Here is a 23,734-nt window from a genome sequence, read left to right as displayed (position 1 = left end):
ATATGGAATTAAAAAATAAAATTTTACTCGGTGATAATCTTGAAATTATGCAACATATACCCGACAAAACTTTTGATTTTTGCTTTGCGGACCCCCCCTATTTTATGCAAATTGAACGCGGTAAAAAGCTTTATCGAGTTGAAGGAACTGAATTTGATGGATGTGATGATGATTGAGATAAATTTCCTTCAATGGAAGAGTATAAAAAATTTACTTACAATTGATTATCACAAGTAAAAAGAGTGCTTAAAGATGATGGGGCTATTTGTTTAATCTCGGGGATGCAATCCATTTATGAAATTGGCTCAATTCTAAGAGAACTTGGTTTTTGAGTAATTAACGATATCATTTGAAAGAAAACCAACCCAACTCCAAATTTTGCTGGAACAAGATTAAATAATAGTCATGAAACTTTAATCTGAGCTTCAAAAAGCAAAAAAAGTAAATTTACATTTAATTATAAAACTGGTAAATTTTTAAACAATGGCAAGCAAATGGGTTCAATTTGAGAGTTTCCGGTTTGTTCAGGAAATGAGCGTTTAAAAGATGAAAACGGAAATAAATTCCATACTACCCAAAAGCCTGAAGCACTACTTTATCGAGCAATTGCTCTGTTTACCAAACAAAATGACTTAATTTTAGATCCATTTGGCGGTTCAATGACTACTGGAGCAGTGGCCAAAAAGATGGGCAGAAACTTTATTATGATCGAAAGAGATCCTAAGTATATTAAATTAGGACAAAAAAGAATTGATGAAGCAATCCCTCAAATTGGAGATGTTGAAAAAGCGATTTTTGATCAAAAACCTTTAAAAGTCACTTTTAAAGAAATGGTTAGAGAAAAATATTTCAACCTTAAAGAAACTTTCTATCATAAAAATGGAAAAAGTGCAATTTTATACGATGAAAACGGTAGATTAGAATACGAAGAATCTATTTTATCAATGCATGAAATCAGTGCTCAGATGATGGAGCGAAAACGAAGAGTTAATGCTTTTGATTATTTATTTGTCATTAGAAATGGAATAAAAGTTTCTATTAACCAAATTAGACAAGAATATCGAAATGATAAAATAAAGTTTATGTTTAATAAGTTTTAACAAATTTGTATTTAATTAATTAGTAAGCGATACGATTCTTTTATAAACATTTTTTAGTATGATTATATTATGGGAATTTCAGAACTTATTTTTTGAAAATTCGGAATTGAAAAAGAGCGTAAAAAAAGAGCTGAATTAATTGAGATTGAAAAACAAAAAATTATTGATCAATACGAAAAGCAACGTAAAGATATTAAAAAATGAATAACAATTTACTTTCAAATACTCAATGAATTTCTTAGCTCGCATGAAAATTTTAAAATGGATCATTTTATTCCTTATTCTGAATTAAACATACAAGAATACATTAAAACAAAAAATCCAAAAATACCTAATTTTTATAATACCAATGGCGATTCAGTTTACAAGTATCACAGACATCATGTTGATGAGATCTTTTTGACTAAAAATGATTTAATCAGTTCCAACCTATACAATTATGGACCAAGTATAATCGTAACTTATCAAGAACATTGTTTATTACATTATTTAATTGTTATGGCACAATTAGCTAAACCAAATAATGGCATGCTTCATGTGACTTGTGATTTTAAAAATTGAGATGCAATTGTTCAAAAAATGTGTAATAAATTACACATTGAATATGTAGAAGGATGAGATAAATATCTTGTTTCAAGTGGTGATGTAAATTAAAAAAGATTGGAAATTAATTTCCAATCTTTTTAATTTTGTCGTTTATATTATAAATCACGAATAAATTGATTTATCTTCTTTATAAAATAATTATCGAATTTTAAATCAGAATTTATTAATTAAAGCAGAATACAATGATTCACGTGCTGATCCTTTAATTAATTGATCTCCCTTATTTTTAAAATCTGCACTAGGAAGTGGTCTTAAAGTTGCAGTTTTAGGATCATTTTTATTTTTTCGATAAACAGTACTTTGACCACCGGCAATTGGGTAAACAGGGTTTCCGCCAAGTGCATCTCTTGCCGAGGTTACTAATCAATTATTTTTGTTAAAATTATTAAAAATGCTATCATTAAGTGAAGAAAAAATTGAATATATTTTTGATAATTCTTCAGGTGTTGGACGATAATTGGCTGGTTTTGAACCAAATCTAGTTGCTACACCAGCCAAAAAGTCTTTTTCACTTTGTCTTAATCATGTATCGTTTTTATGTGTGTTGAGATTATCTCTAAGTGGAGTTTTATTGATAACAAATAATGTATTTTCTGTTCATGAATTGTAGAAATACACTTTTCTTGCTACTGGATCATAATCAATATTAAAAGTATATAAGTTTAAGTTAATTCCAGTAGGAAGTTTATTAATAGCAGTTGTTCATCAAAAACCATAGTTATTATAAATGTCAGCAAAACCCTGCCCATGTCCACGAAAGATGTTGTCATAAGTTTCGGGTTTTCCGGTTCCGTTATTTCTACCATATCCAGGAAATCCGGTGACAGATCCACCGTTCAATTGTAAAAATGCAAAACCTTTTTCATTATCAATTGGGTAGATGTTTAAAGTTTCAAAATCCTTAGTCGAAGTTAATGAAACGTTATAAGTAATTGGAATTGATAGTTGATTTTCAAAATCAAATCTATATTTAGTTGGGGTATTTCGATTATCCTTATCTAAATAAGCACTCAGTCTTGAACTACTTCCGCTTGAGTTATATCTGATGTTTTGTAAATTTGGATCAGCGGTAGTAGTTAAGCTTGTCAAATAATTATTATTTGGCTGAACAATACCGTTATCCATAGTTGAATTAGTGCTATTTAGATCAAAGATTGCAGCTTTCATTTTGTTATACACTTTAGTGATAACTTCATTTTTTACACTTGTAGCATTTGCATCATTTTGACTAGCCACTTGCGGAATATTTCAACCAGCTTCATCAACATCAATGGCTTCAACTTTAGCTGCAGTTCCGACATTATTACCATTGATAAAAATACTTGAAGTGTCATTAGGAAGAGCAATTGTATCAAGGGTTTTAAAAGTGATTACTACATCTTTTTCAATTCTTAATCCACCAATATTGACATTGTTTGATTCGTATGAATAAACAACTTTGGCTCTAAGGGATTGGCGTGCAACTTCACTTTCAGTTTGAGGAATCAAATCAAACCAACCGTTTTGATCATATTTTTTAATATAAACTTTGAGTTTTAAAGGTGAGAAGATTGATTTTAAATCATTTGCATCTTTAACATCTTTATCAGTATAAGCAAACTGATCAAACATTTCTAGGAAGGTATCATTATCATCAATTTCCACTAATTCAGTGGTTGTTGCATTTGGGTCTTTAGCTACAATGCTATCAAATGTAGTTCTAAATTTCTTTCTAGTGAATTGATCATTAGCAATAATGACTTTATATTTTTTGTCAAAATCTCGATCAATGTTTTGTTCTACCGGCTGAAGAGGATTGGCTTTATTTGGATCATCATCAAGTTGATCAAGGAGTAATTTTTTGTTTTCTTGATCTTTAATTCAATCTTTATATTCAGTTAATTTATTAATTAAACTAGATAATTTAGTTGGTAATTGACTGGTTGAATTTAAGGTGGTAAAATCGAAAGTATCACTTGAATCAACACTATTTGACAAGTCTCTGATCGATTGTTTAAACTGAACAAACTTATCTTTGATTTTTTGTGTATTATTTGAAACAGTTGCATATTTAATGGTTTGGTAAAGATCAGCAAAAACAGCTTCAAGTGGATTTTGAGCTAAGGATTTAGTAATTGAGTCTTTAATCGCTCTTTCTAAAACCAAAAACTCATGGTTTAGTTTATTGACTAAAGTTGCAAAAGTAGCCAATTGTCCTGAATCTTTTTTACTTCCAATTGAAGTATAAATACGATTTGCACTGTCGAATTCATTTTTAAAGGTATCATATTGGTTTTCAAGATCTTCAGCTTGGTTATATGTATACAAGTTGTATTGTTGACCAGAGATATTATTTTTCAGTGCATCAAGAGTATTAGTTAAGTTTACATAAAATCCAGCACCACCAGTTGTACCTGTCGGAGCAAATTTTTGTGCAAATTTGGCTTTAACAGCATCCACAAACTGATCAATGATGGCTTGATAATTTCCAGTGATTACACTAACTAATGCATTAATTTTGTTTGAATAATCTGCAATATTAGTAAAGTCTGATCCTAAAGCTGCATTAATTGTGTCTTGAAGAGTTAAAAGAGGAGTGTAATCATTGGGATCAAAATCAGCACCTTTACGAACAATATTTTTACTTGGGGCAAAATCATTAATATAGTCAAGCAAGGTGGTTTTAATATTTTCAACTACGTTAACCGCTTTGGTATATAAGTCAAAAATTTGCAATTGAGCCACTGATTGAGAATTATTTAAATAAACGTTAACTTGCGAGTATGATAAATTGTCTTTATTAGCAATAGCATCATTGAGATCGTCAATTCCTCTTTGAATGAAATTATCAACATAAGTACCACGTGCATGGTTTGTATTAAGGTTGGTACTTGTGCTATCAAAGTAATTTTTTAACTCATTATCAGCATTTAATTGTTCAGTGAGCTGATCTTTTTTAGTACTAATTAATTGCTTAATATTATTAATAATAGTGTTGAAAAGTAGAAGTTTAGCATCTTCATCATTATCATGATTGGTTAATGTAGCAGTTACTCCACTTGCTCCATTGATTAATTGAGTAAGCTGATTAAACTTAGTTTCAACTGATGTACTATCAAGCGAAGCATCTTTTAGGGCGATTAAGTTTAAGGCTTGAGTATATTCCCTTTTTAAATTAACGGCATTATCAAAAGCATATTTAATCAGTGAGTTTTTAGCTCTGGCCCCTTCAGATGTTGCCACGTCAGCTGGATTTCTAAAGTAGGTATTAAATAAAACATGTAAATCTGGATTAGTACCATTATAAGCAGTAGTAAAAGCGTCTAATTTTTCTTTAATTACTTCTTTCTCGTTTTGATCTAAAATAATATCACTATCATATTGATTTTTCACTAGTTCGTATTTAGTTATTAAGTTCAATCTAAAGTGTGCATTTTCAATATCAGTGGTAATATTTTCGATTGATTCATTGCCGTCTAGTTTCATTTTATCGGCATCATTGTAATAACCTTTTGCCTTTGTGATTAAGTTTTGTGCTATAGTTTTAGCACTATTTACTAAAGGATCAACACTAATAATTGTGTCAATAAAATTATCGAGATCATAAACTTTTTGTCCTAAAGTTTTTAAAAGATCAAGTTTTTCTTGGATAGTTTCAATTTTAGAACGCACCATATTTAATTGACCAGAATGATCTGGATCAATGGTGAAGGTATTTTGAGTGTTGTTATCATTTTCTAATTGATCTAAAAAGGCTAATAAAGAGTTTTTTAAATCATTATGCACAAGCGGAGAAAACATAGTTTGTTTGAGAGATTGAATTTTGGTATTGGTGTCTCTTCGGTATTCGTTTCGTGTGCGAATTTGTCCTGTTTTTAATTGAATTTCTTGAATGATTTTTTCGCTTAAATTATTATATTCATTTACATTTTTAGAATTATTTGAGGTTAAGTCAAATAAATCATTAACTAGATAAGTATTGCCTGCTTCTTGACCAAGTACTGAATTAGTGTAAGCGCTTGCACGTGGAATACTATCTCAAACAAGTTTGAGAATATCATTTAAATCATTAACTGAACCAGCAAAATTACTTGTTGCCAATTCATTACCAAAAGCAAGAGTTTGTGCATTGGTGTCAATAATGTTTTTGAATGCAGTTGCTTTTGCGTTTAAAATATTGATTTTTTCTACTGCCTCTTGATTGTAATCGTTATTAGTTGCAGCAACTTTAAAAGCATTTAAATAATCATTAATATCTTTTAATTTACTTAAACTAACTTTTCTATTAAGACTTCTTAAATTAAAGTCTTGGCCATTAATAATATTTTGAATCTGATTGATTTTTGTGGCTAGAGCATCTGAAGCAACTAATTTTTTGGTTGTAAATTCGATTTGATTACTAAAATTATTATAAAAGTTAATATTGTTTTGATCTTGACCAATAACCGTTTGAGTAAAGTAACTATTTTTAGCTTGAGCTAAAAATGAACTTAATTGTTGTACATATGTGTTGATTAAATGAGAATTATTATTAGTTAAATTATCAACAGCATTTTCACCATTTGCTACATTTATGGCTAATTGAGCAATTGCTGGGACTTCTTGTTTAATCCGATTAACTTGATTTAAAAGATTAACTAATGTATCACGCTTAACAGTAGTTGTGGCTGATGTTTTAACTATTCCAACATAATTGTTAAGTTTAGTGATTACATCTGGATCAGATTTAGCTCCGAGAGAAATTTCAAGGTCTTTGACAATTCCGTATGGTCCATTGGCTAAATCTTTATTTTCTAAAGTATTGAGAATATTTTCTCTTAGTTCTTGAATTTGGACTTCTTTGACATAGGTTTTGTTTAATTCTTGGAATTTAGCTTGAACTTGAGCTAAATTATCTGATGGAACTACTAGAGAAGTTTCAGCAGCGGCTTTAAGCAACTCGATTGATGTGGTTTGTGGTTTTTGAATATAATCAGCAATTCGTTTTTGTAAGTTAAATAATTGCTCAAAATATCCAATTTTTTGATTAATTTCTTCAACCTCAGCAAGTGATAAACTCGTTGATGTAAGAGTGTTTTTTATTGAAGAATCAAAAGTAGTTTGATTTACTTTTATTTTATTGTGTAAATCAGAAGAACTTGAATTAATTGTTGTTGCAATTGTTTGTAGATCTTTTAATTTATTTAAAACCAAATCTTTTTTATATCCAATTTGTAACTTGATTTCATAAGCTTTAATATCATTGGAATCTACATTATTTCTACGGTTTAAACTTTTATCATTTTCATATTCATTTTTTATTAAAGTATAATAAGTGTTAAATTGATAAGAAGTGTTTGTTTTTGTAAGTTTGGTTGTGTTAGCATCCAAATCCACAACTTTAGTATCAATTGCTTGAATAGCTTGGTCCAATTGATTTAAAAGATCACGTTTTTTGTTTGTGAAAAACTTAATTTTTCCTTCAAATTCAACAGTTTTCTGTTTAATTTGTTCAACAGTTAAATCATTATTATAAATAAGTGATTGAATTTCTTGTGTAATAACGTTAATATCTTTTTTGAGAACTTGATAAATTTTTCATTCTCTATTTTGATCAAGCACTGCATTTAATCGTGCAACAACTTCTAAAAATTCTCTTTTAGCTTTAATAATTTCATTTACTTTTCTTAAAATATTAGTTTTAGAAGTGATTTTGTTATTATCATCACCAACTGATAGTTCATTATTTTTTAATAACACGAAAATATAATCAGACAATGTTTTGGTTGAATCATTGATACTATATAAATTATAAGAATCAAGTAATTGTGAAGATAGGTCAGATAGAGTTTGTAACAACTCCATTTTATTTGCTGCTTGAGTTGCTTTTTCTAATTCAAGTTGCGATTTTTGTACTGTTGCATAATTATTTACTTTATCTAAACTATCTTTATAAGCATTGCTTGCTTGATTGTTTTTTGTTTTAACTGTGGTTTGAATATGTTGATTAATTTTTTCAATTTTTTCTTGGTCATAAGCAAGTAAAATTTCATCACCACGCTTAAATAGTTGATTTTTGACGTTTTCTATTGATTCTAAATTTGGAATATTATCCGGATTGTTTAAACGTTCAATTAATTGATCTGTATTAGCAATTTCTTGTCTTCCATTTGCAATAGCTTGATTTGTTTTATCTCCTGTATATGGAGCAGAATTTTTATCAGCAATAATATTAAGCAAACGCTTTTTATTAATCTCAGCTTGATATAAAAGTGAAGTAATATCAGTGAGCTGGACCACTCTAATTAACGAACTATGAATTTTATCTTTTTTAGACACATCTTGTGAGTTTAAAAGTAATTGTTGATATTGTTTAAATAATGCTTTTGATCCTGAAGTTGATAAATCTCCTTGGTAGTTTGTGTCAATTGCGGTTTTAAATTGATTAATTTTTTGTTCAAGCAGAATTTTGACATCAACTTGTTCTAAATCGTTAAGGGCTTTATCTAATTTATTTCTATCATTAATAATTTGTTGAACAGAAACGTTTGGATCTGTAAATAGTGATCCAAGTTGTTTACGAGTGCTAATCACTGCGTCAATATATGGTTTAAATAGTGAAGCATTTGGATTGTTTTCTTGTTCTTGAAGAGTTTTTTGAGCATGTTTGTCAAGTAGTGATAAATCACGAAAATCATTGGCTGTATTAATTAAGTTTTGTAGTTTTTGAGCAAGAGATCCAATTTCAACTTCTAGTTCTGGATTTCCGTTCCCACCGTTAATTTGTGTACGAAGATCGTCAAGACGTTTTTTATAATTATTGTATAGATCAATTCTTTTTTGTTCTTTTTGTGTCGGAACATAAGAATCGTCATTGTTTGAAAAAACCTCTCTAAGGTAATCGTTTGTGAAACTAGAATATGATTCGGCTTGTGTTTGTTTATTAGCATTAATTAAGTTTTGAAGTTTAATGTTGTATAGTTTAATTTGTTGAATTAATTCAACTGAAGGAATTGGATTAAAGTCTTGAACCATTGCTTCTGAAGATTCGTTGAGTTTTCTTGCTTGTTCAATTAAATTTGCATTGACTGGATTGTTTAAATTTTTAACTAACCCAATTTGTTTATTTAATGAGTGAATAAGTTGTTTTAAATTGGTTTTTAAGATATTTCTTAATTCCTCATTTAGTTTATTTTTAATAGTACTTAAATAAGGTACAGTAACTTTGCTTGAATAAGTATTAACAACCTGATTATTCAATTCATTGAGTTGACTTTTAATATCTTCGTTTGTAAATTCAAATTCTTTAATTTGTGATATTTGCAATTGAAGGAGTTTTAATTCATTATTTAAATAAGTTAACTCTTCAAGTTCTTTAATTTGTACATTATAGAAAGCAAACAATTGTGTTGAAAGATCTTTAGTTGGCAAATCTTTATTTACAATAGTTTCAATTTGTGAGCTAATTAAATTGGCTTTACTTTTATTAATAATTTTATTAGTTAATGCTAAATTAGTTTTTTGGTTTAGTTCATCAATTAATTGATCGGCAAATTTAAGAGCATAAAATTGGCTGAACAAATCGCTTTTTGCTGAGATAAGCTCTTTTTTATTGCTAATTGAAGCTACTTGAAAAATTAGTGCATTAATTGCATTTTTATTAAAATTCAATAAAGGATTGAATTTATCAACGTATGAACTAAGTTCACGAATGACTTGTTGAATTTCAGATGTGGTTTTTTGCGTGTCTGAAATTTGTTGATAAAAAGTCACCACACTGTTACGAATTTGATTAATGTCAGCTTTAGTGAGTGCAATGTCTAAGTTAATTTTGGTGGAATCGAGAAATTTTTTGACATTATCTTTTTCTTTTTGATTATAAGCAGTGTTATTAACAAAAGGTTGTATTTGTTTTAAATACTCATTAATTTCATTAATATCGCTTTGCGAATCCAAAAGCATTTGCTCAAGTTTATTCACTTGTTTTTCAGTATCCTGTGATGCAATTTGGATTTCGTTTAAACGAACATTAGCACTGATAATACGAGAGTATAAAGGAACAAGCGATGAATTAACATCTTTTTTCAGACCATCAAAAGGAACAGAATCGAGTTTATTAGAGGTTTTTTCTAAAAGTTTAATGTATTTATTTAAATCATTGTTTTGTGAAGCGACCAATTTACTAATTTCTTCTGAAAGATTTTTTAAATATTCTTGTTTTTGTTGATTATTAGCTGTGTAAAAAACATCAAAGAATTTTAAGCTTTGATCTTTTTTATGTTGTGTAAGTTGTTCTTTAAAGTCAAGTTCACGAATTCGAGCTTCTTGGTTTGAAACAATTTTAGTCCAAAAAGTAGATGGTTCTTTATCTTGAGTCTCAAGCTGATTAATATTATGAATGTAAAAATTAAAGGCAATTTCTTGAGCTTTGTCAAGTTGGTTAAGTTTTTCAATTAAACCTTTATCTTTTGATTTTCAGGTTGCTTTAGCTTGAGTATAAGCATTAGCAACTTGGTCTTTTTGGTTTTGCGGAGCATTGATATATGGAACATAAAGTTTAAATAAATTTTCACCTTCAAGGAAATTTCCGTACACTGTTGAGTTATCGACTTGCTCATTTGAGTGAATAGCAAATAATGTCGCCCCTAAACCAACAGCAACAGGAACTGTTAGTGCACAAGAGACAATTAATACTTTTTTGAGTTTGTTATTTTTAATTTTAATCATGATTTTTCCTTAAATGTTTAATTAGTGAACTTTAAACTTAATATCAAATTTACCATTTGTCCCAATTGCTGTATAAAAATCAGCATGCCCAACTCCGCCCTGACCTGAATCTGCATCAATTGTTGTAATATTTGAATCGGCTGCTCATAAACGCGAACCACCTTTAGATCTTGAACCGTTTAAAGCCTTAAAGGCCAACCCTTCAAGATCTCTATATTTCATTTGTCTCATTACATAAGCAAAAAATGCATCATCATTTCTTGTTGAATTATTAGTTTTTCCTCTATTGCTTCGTTTAAAGAAGAAAACACGTCTAATTATATTTGCACTACCAAGTGAAATATCTTGTGGCGTTGAAGTAGGATTTTTATCAAAGCGATTTAGAATTTGTCACGAAACAATCATCATGATTTTGCCATCACTTGGAGTTGAATTAGTAACTGGAATACCGATGATAAATGGTAAGAATAATAAATTTTTTCCTTGATCTTTAGTTGCATCATATTGGTATTGATAGTTACTTGTTCATTGATATTTGGTATTATCTTTTGGGCCGACAAATCCGTTTGAATAGGACGCATTGTTTTGGTATTGAATTCCAGTATCAGAAACAAAGTTAGGGTTAAGTGTTTTTCAGTAAATTTTAGTTCCAAATTGAGTGTACCCTTTATAAGGTGCGGTAAGTTGAACTTTAACTCTAAAATCAGGTGAAGAAGTGGTCTTAGCTGTTCGAGGTCCATCAATTGGTTCAGTTATATCTTCAGTGAAAAATTCAAGACCGTATTCAACTTGTTTAGCAACTGAATATTTATTAAATGCACTCAATAAACGGGAAGGAGCCTGAAGATTATTTCATCCGGCTTCTTCAGCAGTAAATAATTTTTGACTTAAGTGTGCTTCATCTTGAATATTTTCTTTATGAATAACAAAAGTATCTAAAGTATTGAACGAAATACCTACGTTTTCAAATTTAATTCCAAAACTTTCTACAGTACCAAAGGCACTGTTATTTTGAGTTGTCGCATTTGGTTTGACATATCTAAAATAAAGCTTGATAAATCCTTTTCTAATTTCTGGATTAGCTGTTAAACGTGCATTAACATATTCAGCGTTTGGATCAGTTGACGATTTATAAGCAAATACTTGGACATTATTTGTGTCAAAGAAGTTGTTTGTGCCTTTGAGAATATTGAATTTTGTAAATAAATTACCAATAGTTCCATTACCAGAAGCGTCAATTTGATCATTAATTTTTTTAGCTTTATACTGAACTCCGTCAATTGTGACGGTTTCTTCTGGAATAGTCGTTCCTTCAAGGGTGTTTTTGAAATTTTCTACTGTAGTAGTACCTTTGGCCACGATATCTTCAAAGTTGGCTTTTCCGCCTTGAGTTTGAGTGAGAAAATCAAAGAATAAGTTAGTGTTATTTGAATCAGCAGTTCATTTAAATAATTTCAAAGCTAAATCAAATCCCTTCGTAATTATGCTGTAAATGTCAACATCACTAGCAGATTTTGCTAAATCATTTAATTCGTGAACACTAGTTTCTGAAGGTTCGGCTAGTTTATTGTACTCATTTTTAACTGCTAAAAATTTATCTGCATCAGGAGCAATATTTGGATTTGCTTGATCATTTGAAGCAATGTTTTTGAGCAGGTTATGAATGTCTGCTCGTCCTTCAAATCCAGTTTTTCCATCAATAAAATTAGTTAATACTTTTTGTAATGTATCTTGATCGCTTGCTGAAGTTCCAAAAACCAAATTAAGTAGCTTGTCTTTGGCTTTTGCTAAAGCTACCACGACATCTTTATATGTATTAAAGTAATTTTGTCTTTCAGTAGCAAGATTGGTTGGTGTTCCATTTGCAAAGGAAATATTTTCCTCATTAGTTTCAGTTTTAACAGTGTTTTGATTTGCATTGGTAATTGTGTTCATCTCAGTAAAGAACTGATTAATTTTAGTTAATAATCCTTGTGTTTCAGATTGAGTCGATTTAATTGCCTTGCGGGCATTTTCAATTGTATTGCTATCAGTGAGCTCGTTCTTAATTCTTGTTAAGTTGCTAATTTTAATTAGAATTGAAGGAATTGATTTAATTGAAATAAGGTTTGAATAATCATTTAAAAATTCATCAGCAACATTAGCTAAAGTTTCAATTGGCTCATTTTTATTAAATGTTTGCAATCATGTTTTAATGTTGTTATCGCTTTCGGTTGCTTTTTGAACATAAGTTTGTGCATTATTATGAACTGTATCTGATGCAGGTGGGTTAATAGCATTAGCAAATGTGTTTAAATCTGCAAGTGAAATTCCAGTTGTTTCCAAAATGAAAGCTTGCGTTGCTCCATTTGTGGTTGTAGCAGTTAAAAAGGTATAAAATTGGTTGAATTTTTCTTTGTATGAATTATAACGATGAGCTTCTCATTTAAACAGATCAACTCGTTGTTGTTCGTATTTATTGCGTGCAGCAACTAAATCATTATTAAATGCTTCTAATTTATCAGCAGTGGAAATATCAATACTTTTAATCGGATCTAATGCTATTGCATCATAATCAGAAATTTTTGGAGAAACGTTAATATTAGTAAAGTTATTAGTAAGATATTTGCTTAATTGTAAATGTTGTTGATAAGCATTTTTAGCTTTATCAATTTGAGCTTTTAAAATTAAATCAAGTGCACCAGTATTTGAGTTAAAAATTTGATCTGAGAGATTTAATTTTTCTTGTTCATTGTGATTAGTTTCATTTAATGCATTAGTAGCTGTAGTGATTTTAGATTGTAAATTGGTGTATAAGGTTTTAATTGCGTTTGGTTCATAATTAGGATCAGCATTAATATGAGTGTTATATTTATTTAAATATTGTTCAGCTTTGTAAATATCAGCTTGAAGAATTTTTGAGTTAATAAAAGCAATAGCAAAAGAATTATTCGAGGATCCTTCAACATATTTTTCTAGTAAACGGTCATAATTATCTTTAGTCTCAAGATTTGAATTAGCATTAATTTCGCTAAATACTTTATCTAAAATATTTGCAAGCGGAGCTTTAGCTTGAGCACTTAAAAATCCATTAGCACTAGGAGTAGTGCTAAATTTAGTTAATTCATCACGCTTTTGAGCCACAATTATCGCTAGTTTTAAACGAGCATTATATACATCTAAAAGTTTAATATTATTATCAAGATTTACATTATTTTTCTCATTGTAATAATAACTTTCTCCCATAGTGATTTGGTTTTGGAGCATAGTCATTGAAGTTTGCACGTTTGGATCACTATTAAGATTTTGTGCGACATTATTTTTTGTATCCTTAGCAATTGCAACAAGCTCAGCAATGCGTTTGTATTTTTCAAAGAACACATCAATTTCAATACTATTAAGTGTTGCATTAGACAAATGAGCACTTGTGGTTGCATTTGCAATTGTTTGAGCTTGAGTGTTGAAGAAATCATCTGCTTTTTCTTTTAACACTTGATATTTAGCTTCTACAGTTCCAGCTTTAGTAATTTGTTCTATTTCTTTAGTTTTGATTCCTGTATCACCTAGAGTGCTGCTATCTCTATAAATTTGATTCAGTGCATTTTTACGAGCTGTATATAAATGATAAGCAGTCTCAAAATCGTTCACTAAACTAGTGTATAAAGCAGTGTCAATATCAGTGGAAGTTTGAGTCGTGGTTGGAATACTTTTTAAAATCAAATCAGCAATTTTTTGGGCATCAGTATTAAATCCATAATTTGCACTTGTAGCATTTTTATAAGCAAAATTATTGTATGAAGTATCTGTTAACACTTGATTTTGAGTATTTAATTTTTCGATTTGTAATTTAATTAATTTAGCTAGCGAATCAAGAATATTTTCAACTTTAAATAATTTAGCTTGTGTGATTGGTTCAGTATTAATTTCAGAGATTAGATGATCATAATACGCTTGCATTTTGGTTTTAGCTTCTTGTGGAGTTCCCTGATTCCCAGTTCCTGTCGCATAATTCATTGGAACTTTACGTTTTTCACTATTAACCAAATCATAAACTTGAATAAATTTCTTAAATAAACTCATTTGATCTTCGAGATCTTTTTCTCTAGCGATTAAATTAGATGAATCTAAATTTAAATAATAAGAATTAAATGCATTATATTGATTAGTGATTTCTGAAATAATTGATCGTTTTCCAGTTTCGTTATTCGGGATAGAATTATTAGCAGCAACTAAATTTTGTGCTTTTTTAGTAATTAATGCAAGATTTTTAAGATTTTCTTCTTTAAATTGAATTTGACTAAGCTCATTATCAACATCAATTAGCTCATTTTTTCTTTGGACTGCATTTGTTGCGGTTAAAAGATCTTGCAATTTAGCATCTATTTGAGTTTTTAACGCTGTATCAATATTATTAGCTAAGGCATCAAGTTTAGTATCTACATTAGTTTTGTATTCGTTAATTTTAGTCTTTTGACTAGCTTTAGCATCTTCAATCGAAACATTATCAAAATATACATCTCTAAATTCATTTCTTAAAGCAATAATGCTTTCAGAGCTTTGGTTATAGAATTGACTTGTATTAAGACCTGTGTAAGTAGTTTTATCATTAAGACGAGCAAACAAAGTATTGTTAAGACGTTGACTTGTTAAGACTTGGATATTCTTTTGTCCTGTTTGGGATTTTGAATTAGCGTCAAAATAATCAAAAATAGTTTTTAGCTGAGAAATTAGTGAGCTTAAAGACGAGATCTTTTGATAATCTCGTTTAATTTTAACTAAATCCCCATCTATATTGTAATTATTAACAGTATCTCTGAGAGCTTGATTTCACTGAGTGATAAGAGTTTTCCAGCTATCGCTATAATTAGTTTTAATCTCGTTTGAATAATTATTAAATGGACTTAATTTAGTATCAAGTTGATTTGAAGTATGGATAAATGAATCTTTAGCATAAGCAAGAGCTAGTTCATTAAGTTTAGTGTGCAATTGTTCAGTGAGTGTAGTTTTTTTACCACTTGCATCCCTGATATCTTTTAAAGTATCAAATTGAGTAAAGACTGTATCAGTGTGAGTTGTGGTAGTAATTCCATCAGCATTTTTTAAGGCTTGATATTCATTTTTTAAGCGATCTTTTAATTTAATTGCATCATCTCAGGCTTTGTTAATAGCATTTTTATTTGCCGTTTCACGATTCAAGTAAAAATCAATTTCATCACGAAGTGATAACAAGTTAGAGCTACTGGTGTAAAATTGTGAAATTTGATCTTGATAATCACTCACTTTGTGATCAAAAGCACTAATTGCATGGTCAAAAATAGAACGATTTCGCTCATCGGTTCCATAAATTGATCTTAATAATGTTAAATTGTGTTCAGCTTGCATGCGAGCCGGAACTTTTAGTAATTCATCTGTTAAAATTCGAGTTTTAAAATCAATCGTTGAAATTGAATCGCCAAAAACTATTAAGCTATTAATAGGTTCATTTGGAGTATTATTATTTGGTTTATTGATAATTGAATCTGACAATTCTTTGTAAGTAATCGGATTATCACTTTGAGAAATTGTCTCTAGTTTTTTAGCACTATTATTAAGTGCTTTAGCTAATTTTTCATAGTTTTTAATGATGCTTTCAAGTTCATCAACTTGTGCTTGAGTTTTTTGTGGATTGTCAATTAAGTTTTGAGTTTGAGTATTAATATTTTCAATTGAAGAATTGATTCGTTGATATACATTTGTGTTTCCTGAACTTGGAACAGTGATCTTATATGCAAGAATTTCTTGATTGGTTTTTCTTAACAAAGCAACTGAAATTGCAAGTGATAATTGATTAGTTTGAATTTGTAACTCTTGAGATTTAGCCTCAATTTGAGCTTTATCAAAATCTGGTTTAAACAAACTTACCAAGAATGAATCCACATCATTATTTAAAGTTTTGGAACGATTAAAATATTCGTTAGGTTTAAAGGTTGCGTAATTATTATTTTCAGTATCACTGACTAAAGTTTTTAAATTGTTGTTCTTAACTTCTAAATCTTTAGCAGAATTAACTACATCCATTAATGTAGCAATCTTTTGATTAATTTCATTTCTTTGTTCATTAGTGAGAGTATTTTTAGAAAGTTCAGCTTGATATGAACCAAGTTTATTAAGCAGTTTTTGTTGCATTGGAGTTGGAACACCACCAAGTGAATACGGAGCAAAAATTTCATTAATCTCTTTGAAATTATCCACAAGTGATTGGCCACTTTGGTATTCAGCTTGTTTATCTTTATAATCTTGAATTGCTTGAGTAAGTTGCTCTTTTAAATCATCAAGATTATTTGCACTTGAAGCTTGATTGAGTGCTTGGAGAATTGTATCTTTAATTTGTTCAATTTTGAGAGCTTGTTTTTCTAAATAAGCTTGCTCAGCTTTTTTACCTTTTGAAGATTCGATTGTTTGTTCGCTTTGTAAAATAAGTTCTTCAAGTTCTTTAAAGTTTTGAGCATTTTTATTTATATTTTCTAATTGAGTTTGAAATTGTTTAAATTTTGTTTCTTTTTCATTAGGTGTTAAAGCCGGATTAGCAGTAATGATTTTAGCTTGTTTTCTAAGTTCTTGTGCTTGTTCAAATATTTTTTGCCCAAAATCTGATTTAATATTGCCGTCTTTATCGGTAAACACATCCAAGATCCTTTTTTTAGTGTGAGAATAATTAAGTAAAGTTCTTTGCAATCCATCACTAATGTGAGATTTAGCAATTTCTTCGCGATATTGACGAATTAGAATTTGTAATTCTTCACGAATGGCGGTAGAATCTTGCGGAATAAGTTTAATTGCTCGAGAATTTAAGAATTTAAGCTTGTCTTTAATTTTCTCATTAATGTCATTATCATCAAGAATTAAAACAGCTGAATCGTATCAATTTTTCAGCTCTGCTCGATTAATCAGTCTAAGTTGATTGATTTTAATTCTTAAAGTACTGTTCAAATCTTTAATCGAAGGATTTAAATCGAGCACTTTATCTACTTCAAGTAACATTTGTGTCAAAACTTTTTTATTAACATTAAATCCTTTATCAATTGATTCAAGAATTTGATCCTTAAGTTTTCTGAGCGAATTTTTAAATAATGATCCCAAAAGAACATTGTCATAAATATCATTGTTAAGCTGATTAAATTTAATTAAATATTCATTAATGTCATTTAAATTTGATCCGATTATCTGGTTTAATTGTGTAGTAAAAGCTTGAGCATCACCCTGACTAAGACTTTTATTATTTGAATAGTCTCTGATTTTACTCTTAATAGTGCTAATTAAATTTTCAATATTTTTTACAGTGCTTGCTAAATTATTTGCTTGTGAAATACTGTTTAAAATCTCAATATGAGTTTTTCTTGGATTTTCAATAATCTTTTGAGTTTGAAGATCAACTAATTTTTGAATTTTGTCATCAGAAGAAACTAATTTAAGAGCTCGTAGGTTTTGTGATAGTGTTTCAAGCAACTTATTAGTATCAGGAGATTCTTTAATTAAAGTTTCTAGTTGATTATCGACTATAGTATTTAAATAAGCTATTTCCATACTTTTATCAATTGCTAAAGTTGGAGCTGGATTTAAAGCGATCTTTTTATAGCTGTCAATACGTTCTAAAAAAATATCTTTGATTTTTGGATCAATTTCTAAATCGTTTATTTGAGTGCTAACTCTAATAACATTTTCGAGAAAAATTTTGAGAGATTTATTCTCTTGTTCTTTTACAAAAGAAAGTTTATCAACCATTGAATCATAAACTTTCTCATATTCAACTAGAGCATCACGAGAATATTTTGGTTGATTAATTAAGTTTAAAACTTGATTAATGGCTGATAATAAAGCACTTTTTTCTTGTAAGCTAAATTTGTTTGAGGCATTTTTGATTAATTGAGTATGATTAGTTCAAATTTTAGTTTCTAATCCGATTACAAATTCATTTTCTTTTGAAATTAATGGATCAACAAATGAGTAAAATGCTTTCAAAGCTGAGTTTTTATTTTGTGGAGAAGACAATTGCTCAAGCACTTTATCTTTAGAAATTTTAATGGCACTTTGAAAGTCAACATCTTTAATTAATGAACTATATTCTTCAACAAGGTTTTTTGTTTGCTCAAGATCACTTACTACACTTAGTAGTGTTTTAGGAGTGTCTTGTTTGAGTTTGTTTCTTTGTTCAAGCATTAAAGCAATACTTGAGTTTTCGTTAACCAAAAGTTGATTAGCATAATCAACTTCTTGCATAAGAAGTTTTATAGCATCATTGTTTTGTTGTTCTTTGGTAAGCGATTTTAGTGCATCTTGGGTTTTGGCAACTTGATTTTTAAGTTCTGTAAAATAGTAAGTTTGTTTACGTGGAATTTTATAGGACTTATGTAAAGATAACAATACACCAATAGATACAAGGGATGCAGCACCAGCAATCCCTGCAGTACTACTTAAAGAAATTAGTACTTTTTTCGAGTTTTTCATAATATACTCCAAGGGTAGAATTATTAATTTTTTGCTCATAAAATGAGTACAAAAGATATCTTTAATTATATATATATATATATAGCAAGGATTTTCCGAAAATTTCCAGATCTTTTATGGATCAAAAACAAACAAAAAAGCAAGCAAAAGCTCGCTTTAACTCATCACCTTATAAATTTGCTTTGCAATTCTTTTGATCACATTTACCGAGACACTGTTTCCAGCCTGCTTATATAGGTGTGAATTCGCTTGATTAGGAAGCTTAAAAACATCGCCAAAACCTTGAAATTTAAAACATTCTCGTGAAGTTAATTTTCTAATTCCAAACTTTATATATACGATTGGAACATTATGTCCTCCAGTTCCACAACTGGCTGTTAATGTAGTACATACATTAGACTTATTTTCTCTTACATATTTTCTACGTCATTGATAAATGCTTTTTTTGCTGATTACTTCTTGAGACAAAAGCTCAAAGTGTTTGAAATTATCTTTTGTATAGTAATATTTTGAGTCCAATTTGTTCTTGAAATCAACAATATCTCTAATAAATGTGGTTAGAGGTATTTTAGAAGGAAATTCAAATTTATTATAGTGTTCTTGATTTTTAAAACCAACTATATAAATTCTTTCACGATTTTGCGGTGTATTCCCGTATTCCATGGTATTTAAAACCTTGTATTTTACATAATAACCCGCTTGTTCTAATTTAGATAAAATGACTTTAAAGGTATTTCCTTTATCGTGAGACACAAGATTTTTAACATTTTCTAAGAAGACAACCGAAGGTTTTTTATCTAGAATAATCAGCTCAATTTCAAAGAATAAATTCCCTCTTCCTTTTTCATCATTAAAACCTTGTCTGTAACCAGCTATAGAAAAAGCTTGACAAGGAAAACCAGCTAATAAAATATCAAAATCAGGAATTTGATCACTAGAAATATCTCTTATATCACGAACATCTACTTTTAAATTAAAATTAATTTCAAAAGTTTGTGCAGGTTTTGGATTATATTCATTAGCGTACATGGTGGAACAAAATTCACGGAAACCCAAATCAATACCACCAACACCAGAGAAAAAACTAGCACAAATTAATTTTTTCATAATTACTACTTAATTTTAGATATTTACCTTGTTCTCATATTTACATTAGCATAGTGTTGAATTTTATAGGGAATTAATATTTTATTAATGATTGAAAATCTTGGTCTTCTTTTTTGAGAACGCTGATTGTTAAATGTTTCGAATTTATTGACTTTAATATGCTCAAGTATCGATATATCAATTCTGTAGAAATAAAATATATCATTTTCATAATCTAATCTAACAAATTCTAAAATTTCAAATTGGGATTGAGGACCAAAACTAGTTAAATCATTATGAAAGTTGTTTGTAGCTTTTATTTGTACCCTTTTGCCATTTTTGTCTACAGCATCTGTACTATCATCTTTTTTGGTTTTATGCTTATAGTTGTTAATAATACAATAAAGTTTTTCAGTTATGTATTCAGGGATATTTATTCCTCTTGTAAAATCTTCTTTAGTTTTCTTGTCCAATCTTTTTCAAAGTTTATATAGCTCAAAAAGTAGATGATCATCCATTTTGTTTTTAATATTTATAATTATAAATTAATAAAAAGATATCTATTTTACTTTTAGATATCTTCTTAAAGTTAAAATTAAGTTTGGTCTAACAAAAACAATGTTTAAAAAATAATTTATTGCTAAAATTGTAGAAATTACGAAAATATCTCCTGAGAAATAAATTCATTGAAATGATTTGTTTTGACTATTATAAAGCGGAATTCAACTTAATGCTAGAGCAATTCCTATTACAAACATAATCATATAGTGAATTCTGATTTTAGAGATTTTATAAACAATCATCACAACGCTAATAATTGTTCAATTTAGCATTGTAATTAAAGTCACAATTAATTTCAAATAAGGGGGATAATTAATGTTTATTCCACTAATTGAACGACTAATTAGAATTAAAATTGCTAAATTTATAATAAGAAGTGCTCATAAAGTCCATTTAATTAAGATTGCACTTTTGGAATTATTCATAATTATTTTTTAACTCATTAAGCATTTGCACAAAATGTTCAAAACCCATTGTCTGGGTGGTATTTTCCCCATACTTACGGAATGAAACAGTGTTATTTTCTTTTTCTTTTTGTCCTAAAATAACTTGGAATTTAGATTTAGACATTTGAGCTTCACGGATTTTTTTATTCATACGCTCATCACGTGAATCAATTTTGCTTCTAAAACCAAGTGCATAAAATTTTTCGTTAACTTGTTGAGCGTATTCAAAGTCATGTTCCATATTTACCGGAATGACAGTAATTTGTTTTGGAGCAAGTCAAAAAGGCAATACACCTTTACTTTGTTCCAGTAAAATGGCCACAAAACGTTCATAAGTTCCGATTAATCCACGGTGAATTAGAATTGGCATTTCTTCTTTTCCTTGATCGTTTGTAAAAGTAATACCAAAACGCTCAGGGAGTAAAAAGTCTAATTGTAAAGTTGAAACGGTAATTTCGTGTCCTAAAGCAGTGAAGATTTGAATGTCCATTTTCGGACCGTAAAAGGCCGCCTCCCCCAATTTTTCTTCGTAATTAACCCCTAATTCGTTTAAAACGGCACGTAATTGATCTTCGGCTTGATCTCACATGGCATCATTATCATAATATTTTTCTTTATTGTCTTTATCCCTGAGTGAAAGTGAAATATAGTCAATTTTAATCTTGAAAATATCAAGAGTTTCCTTGATTAACTGATACATGTATTTGAATTCTTGGGCAATTTGATCCTTACGCACAAACAAGTGTCCTTCGGTTAACAACATTCCACGGACACGTTCTAGTCCAGTGAGTGCTCCTGATTTTTCATAGCGATAAAGTTGTGATTGTTCGGAAAAACGTAGGGGAAGGTCACGATACGATCTTTTTTGATGATTATAACAAAGAACATGGTGCGGACAAGTCATTGGACGAGGATAGAGTTTTTGAGTATCGGCAATAATAGGTTTGAACATATCATCTTTATAATGAGCCAAGTGTCCCGAAGTTTGATATAAAGTCTCTTCACCAAAGTGTGGAGTGAGCACCTCTCTCATTCCGTATTTACGATCCATTTTTAAAATTAAGTTTTTAATTTCATTATGAATGTACATTCCATCTTCGAGCCAAATTGGCAATCCTTGACCTGCATATGGGTGAAAGGTGAAAAGATTGAGTTCTTTTCCAATTTTACGGTGATCTCGTTCTTTTCGATCTTTCAGGATTGCTAAATATTGATCAAGTTCTTCTTTGGTTTGTCAACTTGTTCCGTAAATTCTGGTTAATTGGATGTTATTTGAATCGCCTCTCCAATACGCACCTGCAAGTGAAGTGAGTTTAAAGTTTTTGATATTTTTAGTGTTTTCAATGTGTCCGCCAGCACATAGATCAACAAAAACCTTTTCATTGTTAAGTGGATCAATCAGTGCGTAAAATGTGATATTTTTACCATCAGCCTTAAGTTCGTTATAAAGCTCTTGTTTATATGGTTTATTTTCAAATGAATATTCATCAATTGACACTTCTTGCGTTACCAAATTGCGTGAAGCAAGTTTTTTCATCATTTTTTCGATTTTATTTAATTCGGTATCGCTAATTGATGTTTCGAATTCAAAATCATAATAAAATCCTTCACTTGTTGCTGGTCCAAACCCCAGTCTAACGTTAGGATATAATTTTTCCACGGCAGCACCAAGAAGGTGGCTGGTAGTGTGATTTAATTCTTTATTTGCTTTCATTAATTTCCCTGTAAAGTCCCATGTGTTTTTGAACTTTATTGACAGTTTCTTTAGCTATTTTTTGAGCTTTGATTCTTCCTTGATGAGCAATTTGATCCACATTTTTTAGTGCTTTGTGATATTTTTCTTGAATATTGATAAGTAATTCTTTAACTACGCTAGCCACTTGTTCTTTAAATTCTTTATAATCTACATCTTTAAAGTGTGCTTCAGCTTGCTGAATTGTCATATCTTTTAATGAAGCATAAATAGTGAGTAAGTTTAGTACTCCTGGTTTATTTTCTGAAATATAAACTTTCCCCTCTGAATCAGTAACAGCTTTAAGGATTTTTTTGTACGCTTTCTCAGGATCTTCAAGTAAGTAAATAGTTCCTTTGGAACTTTTATCACTCTTAGACATTTTAGATGTTGGATCGGTGAGCGATTTGACTCTAGCACCAACTTGAGGAATAAATCCTTCTGGAATATTTAAATCTAAATTATATTTACGATTTAATCTTTCTGCAATGTTGCGAGTAAGTTCAATGTGTTGAACTTGATCTTCACCAACAGGCACAATTTCTGGATTATAAAGTAGAATATCAGATGCCATAAGCACTGGATACATAAGCAAGTTGCTCGGAATTTTCATAGTTCCATTTCCTTGGACAAGTTTTTGAGCTTTGTCTTTAAATTGAGTCATTCTTTCAAGCTCTCCAACTGTGGTTTCAGAATTGCACAATCACATCATTTGTGTGTGTTCTAAAATTGAAGATTGATAAAAAATAATGGTTTTTTGTGGGTCTAAACCACAAGCTAAATAGAGTGCCACCGTGCTTTTACGAGCTTGTTCAAGTTCGATTGGATCAACAGTTCCGGTTGTTAAAGCGTGCATATCAGCAACAAAAAAATATGATTCATATTCATCTTGGAGCTTAATAAAATTGGCAATTGCCCCAATATAATTTCCTAAGGTAAGTTCTCCAGTAGGCTTGATTCCGCTAACTAATCTTTTCATATTTCTCCTTTAATTGTGCAAGCGAAGTTATTTAAATTATAAAGCAAAAATAATCATCTAAATGAGCTATTTTATG

Annotated in this window: 9 protein-coding genes; 2 read left to right on the top strand and 7 right to left on the bottom strand. The window is 29.4% G+C overall.

Annotation, left to right across the window (positions count from 1 at the left end):
- Positions 1-2 precede the first annotated feature (2 nt).
- Together NPA11_RS02870 and NPA11_RS02865 are read left to right on the top strand one after the other, a co-directional pair.
- Positions 3-1,100, top strand: a complete 1,098-nt coding sequence (locus NPA11_RS02870) for a site-specific DNA-methyltransferase (protein WP_257043397.1) — start codon at positions 3-5, stop codon at positions 1,098-1,100.
- Positions 1,101-1,169: 69 nt separating this feature from the next.
- On the top strand, positions 1,170-1,754 hold the full coding sequence (locus tag NPA11_RS02865) for a hypothetical protein (RefSeq protein WP_257043395.1): 585 nt from the start codon (positions 1,170-1,172) through the stop codon (positions 1,752-1,754).
- A 90-nt stretch (positions 1,755-1,844) separates the two neighbouring features.
- Here the strand turns inward: NPA11_RS02865 and NPA11_RS02860 are convergent, their stop codons facing one another.
- From NPA11_RS02860 to trpS, 7 genes are all read right to left on the bottom strand, one after another.
- The gene (locus NPA11_RS02860; protein ID WP_257043393.1) at positions 1,845-10,391 is read right to left on the bottom strand and encodes a hypothetical protein; all 8,547 of its coding nucleotides are present in this window, start codon (positions 10,389-10,391) and stop codon (positions 1,845-1,847) included.
- A 21-nt stretch (positions 10,392-10,412) separates the two neighbouring features.
- Positions 10,413-18,854: a hypothetical protein gene (locus NPA11_RS02855; RefSeq protein ID WP_257043391.1), complete on the bottom strand. Its 8,442-nt coding sequence runs from the start codon at positions 18,852-18,854 to the stop codon at positions 10,413-10,415.
- Positions 18,855-19,010: 156 nt separating this feature from the next.
- Positions 19,011-19,961, bottom strand: a complete 951-nt coding sequence (locus NPA11_RS02850; protein ID WP_257043388.1) for a DNA cytosine methyltransferase — start codon at positions 19,959-19,961, stop codon at positions 19,011-19,013.
- A gap of 23 nt (positions 19,962-19,984) precedes the next feature.
- Entirely contained in the window at positions 19,985-20,458 is a 474-nt protein-coding gene (locus NPA11_RS02845) for a Bsp6I family type II restriction endonuclease (protein ID WP_257043386.1), read from the bottom strand.
- 42 nt (positions 20,459-20,500) lie between these two features.
- Positions 20,501-20,926, bottom strand: a complete 426-nt coding sequence (locus NPA11_RS02840) for a hypothetical protein (protein WP_257043385.1) — start codon at positions 20,924-20,926, stop codon at positions 20,501-20,503.
- Complete coding sequence (thrS, locus tag NPA11_RS02835) at positions 20,919-22,661, bottom strand: threonine--tRNA ligase (RefSeq protein WP_257043384.1); 1,743 nt, start codon at positions 22,659-22,661, stop codon at positions 20,919-20,921. Before thrS ends, NPA11_RS02840 begins: the two co-directional genes overlap by 8 nt.
- Complete coding sequence (gene trpS / locus NPA11_RS02830; protein ID WP_257043383.1) at positions 22,648-23,658, bottom strand: tryptophan--tRNA ligase; 1,011 nt, start codon at positions 23,656-23,658, stop codon at positions 22,648-22,650. The genes thrS and trpS overlap by 14 nt, the downstream gene beginning before the upstream one ends.
- Positions 23,659-23,734: the final 76 nt, after the last annotated feature.

Origin of the sequence: Mycoplasma sp. 1578d (assembly GCF_024582695.1) — a bacterium.
Taxonomy (GTDB): Bacteria; Bacillota_I; Bacilli_A; order Mycoplasmatales; family Metamycoplasmataceae; genus Mycoplasmopsis.
Note: the sequence above shows the minus strand (reverse complement) of the source record. Positions and strands in the feature narration are given on the sequence as shown.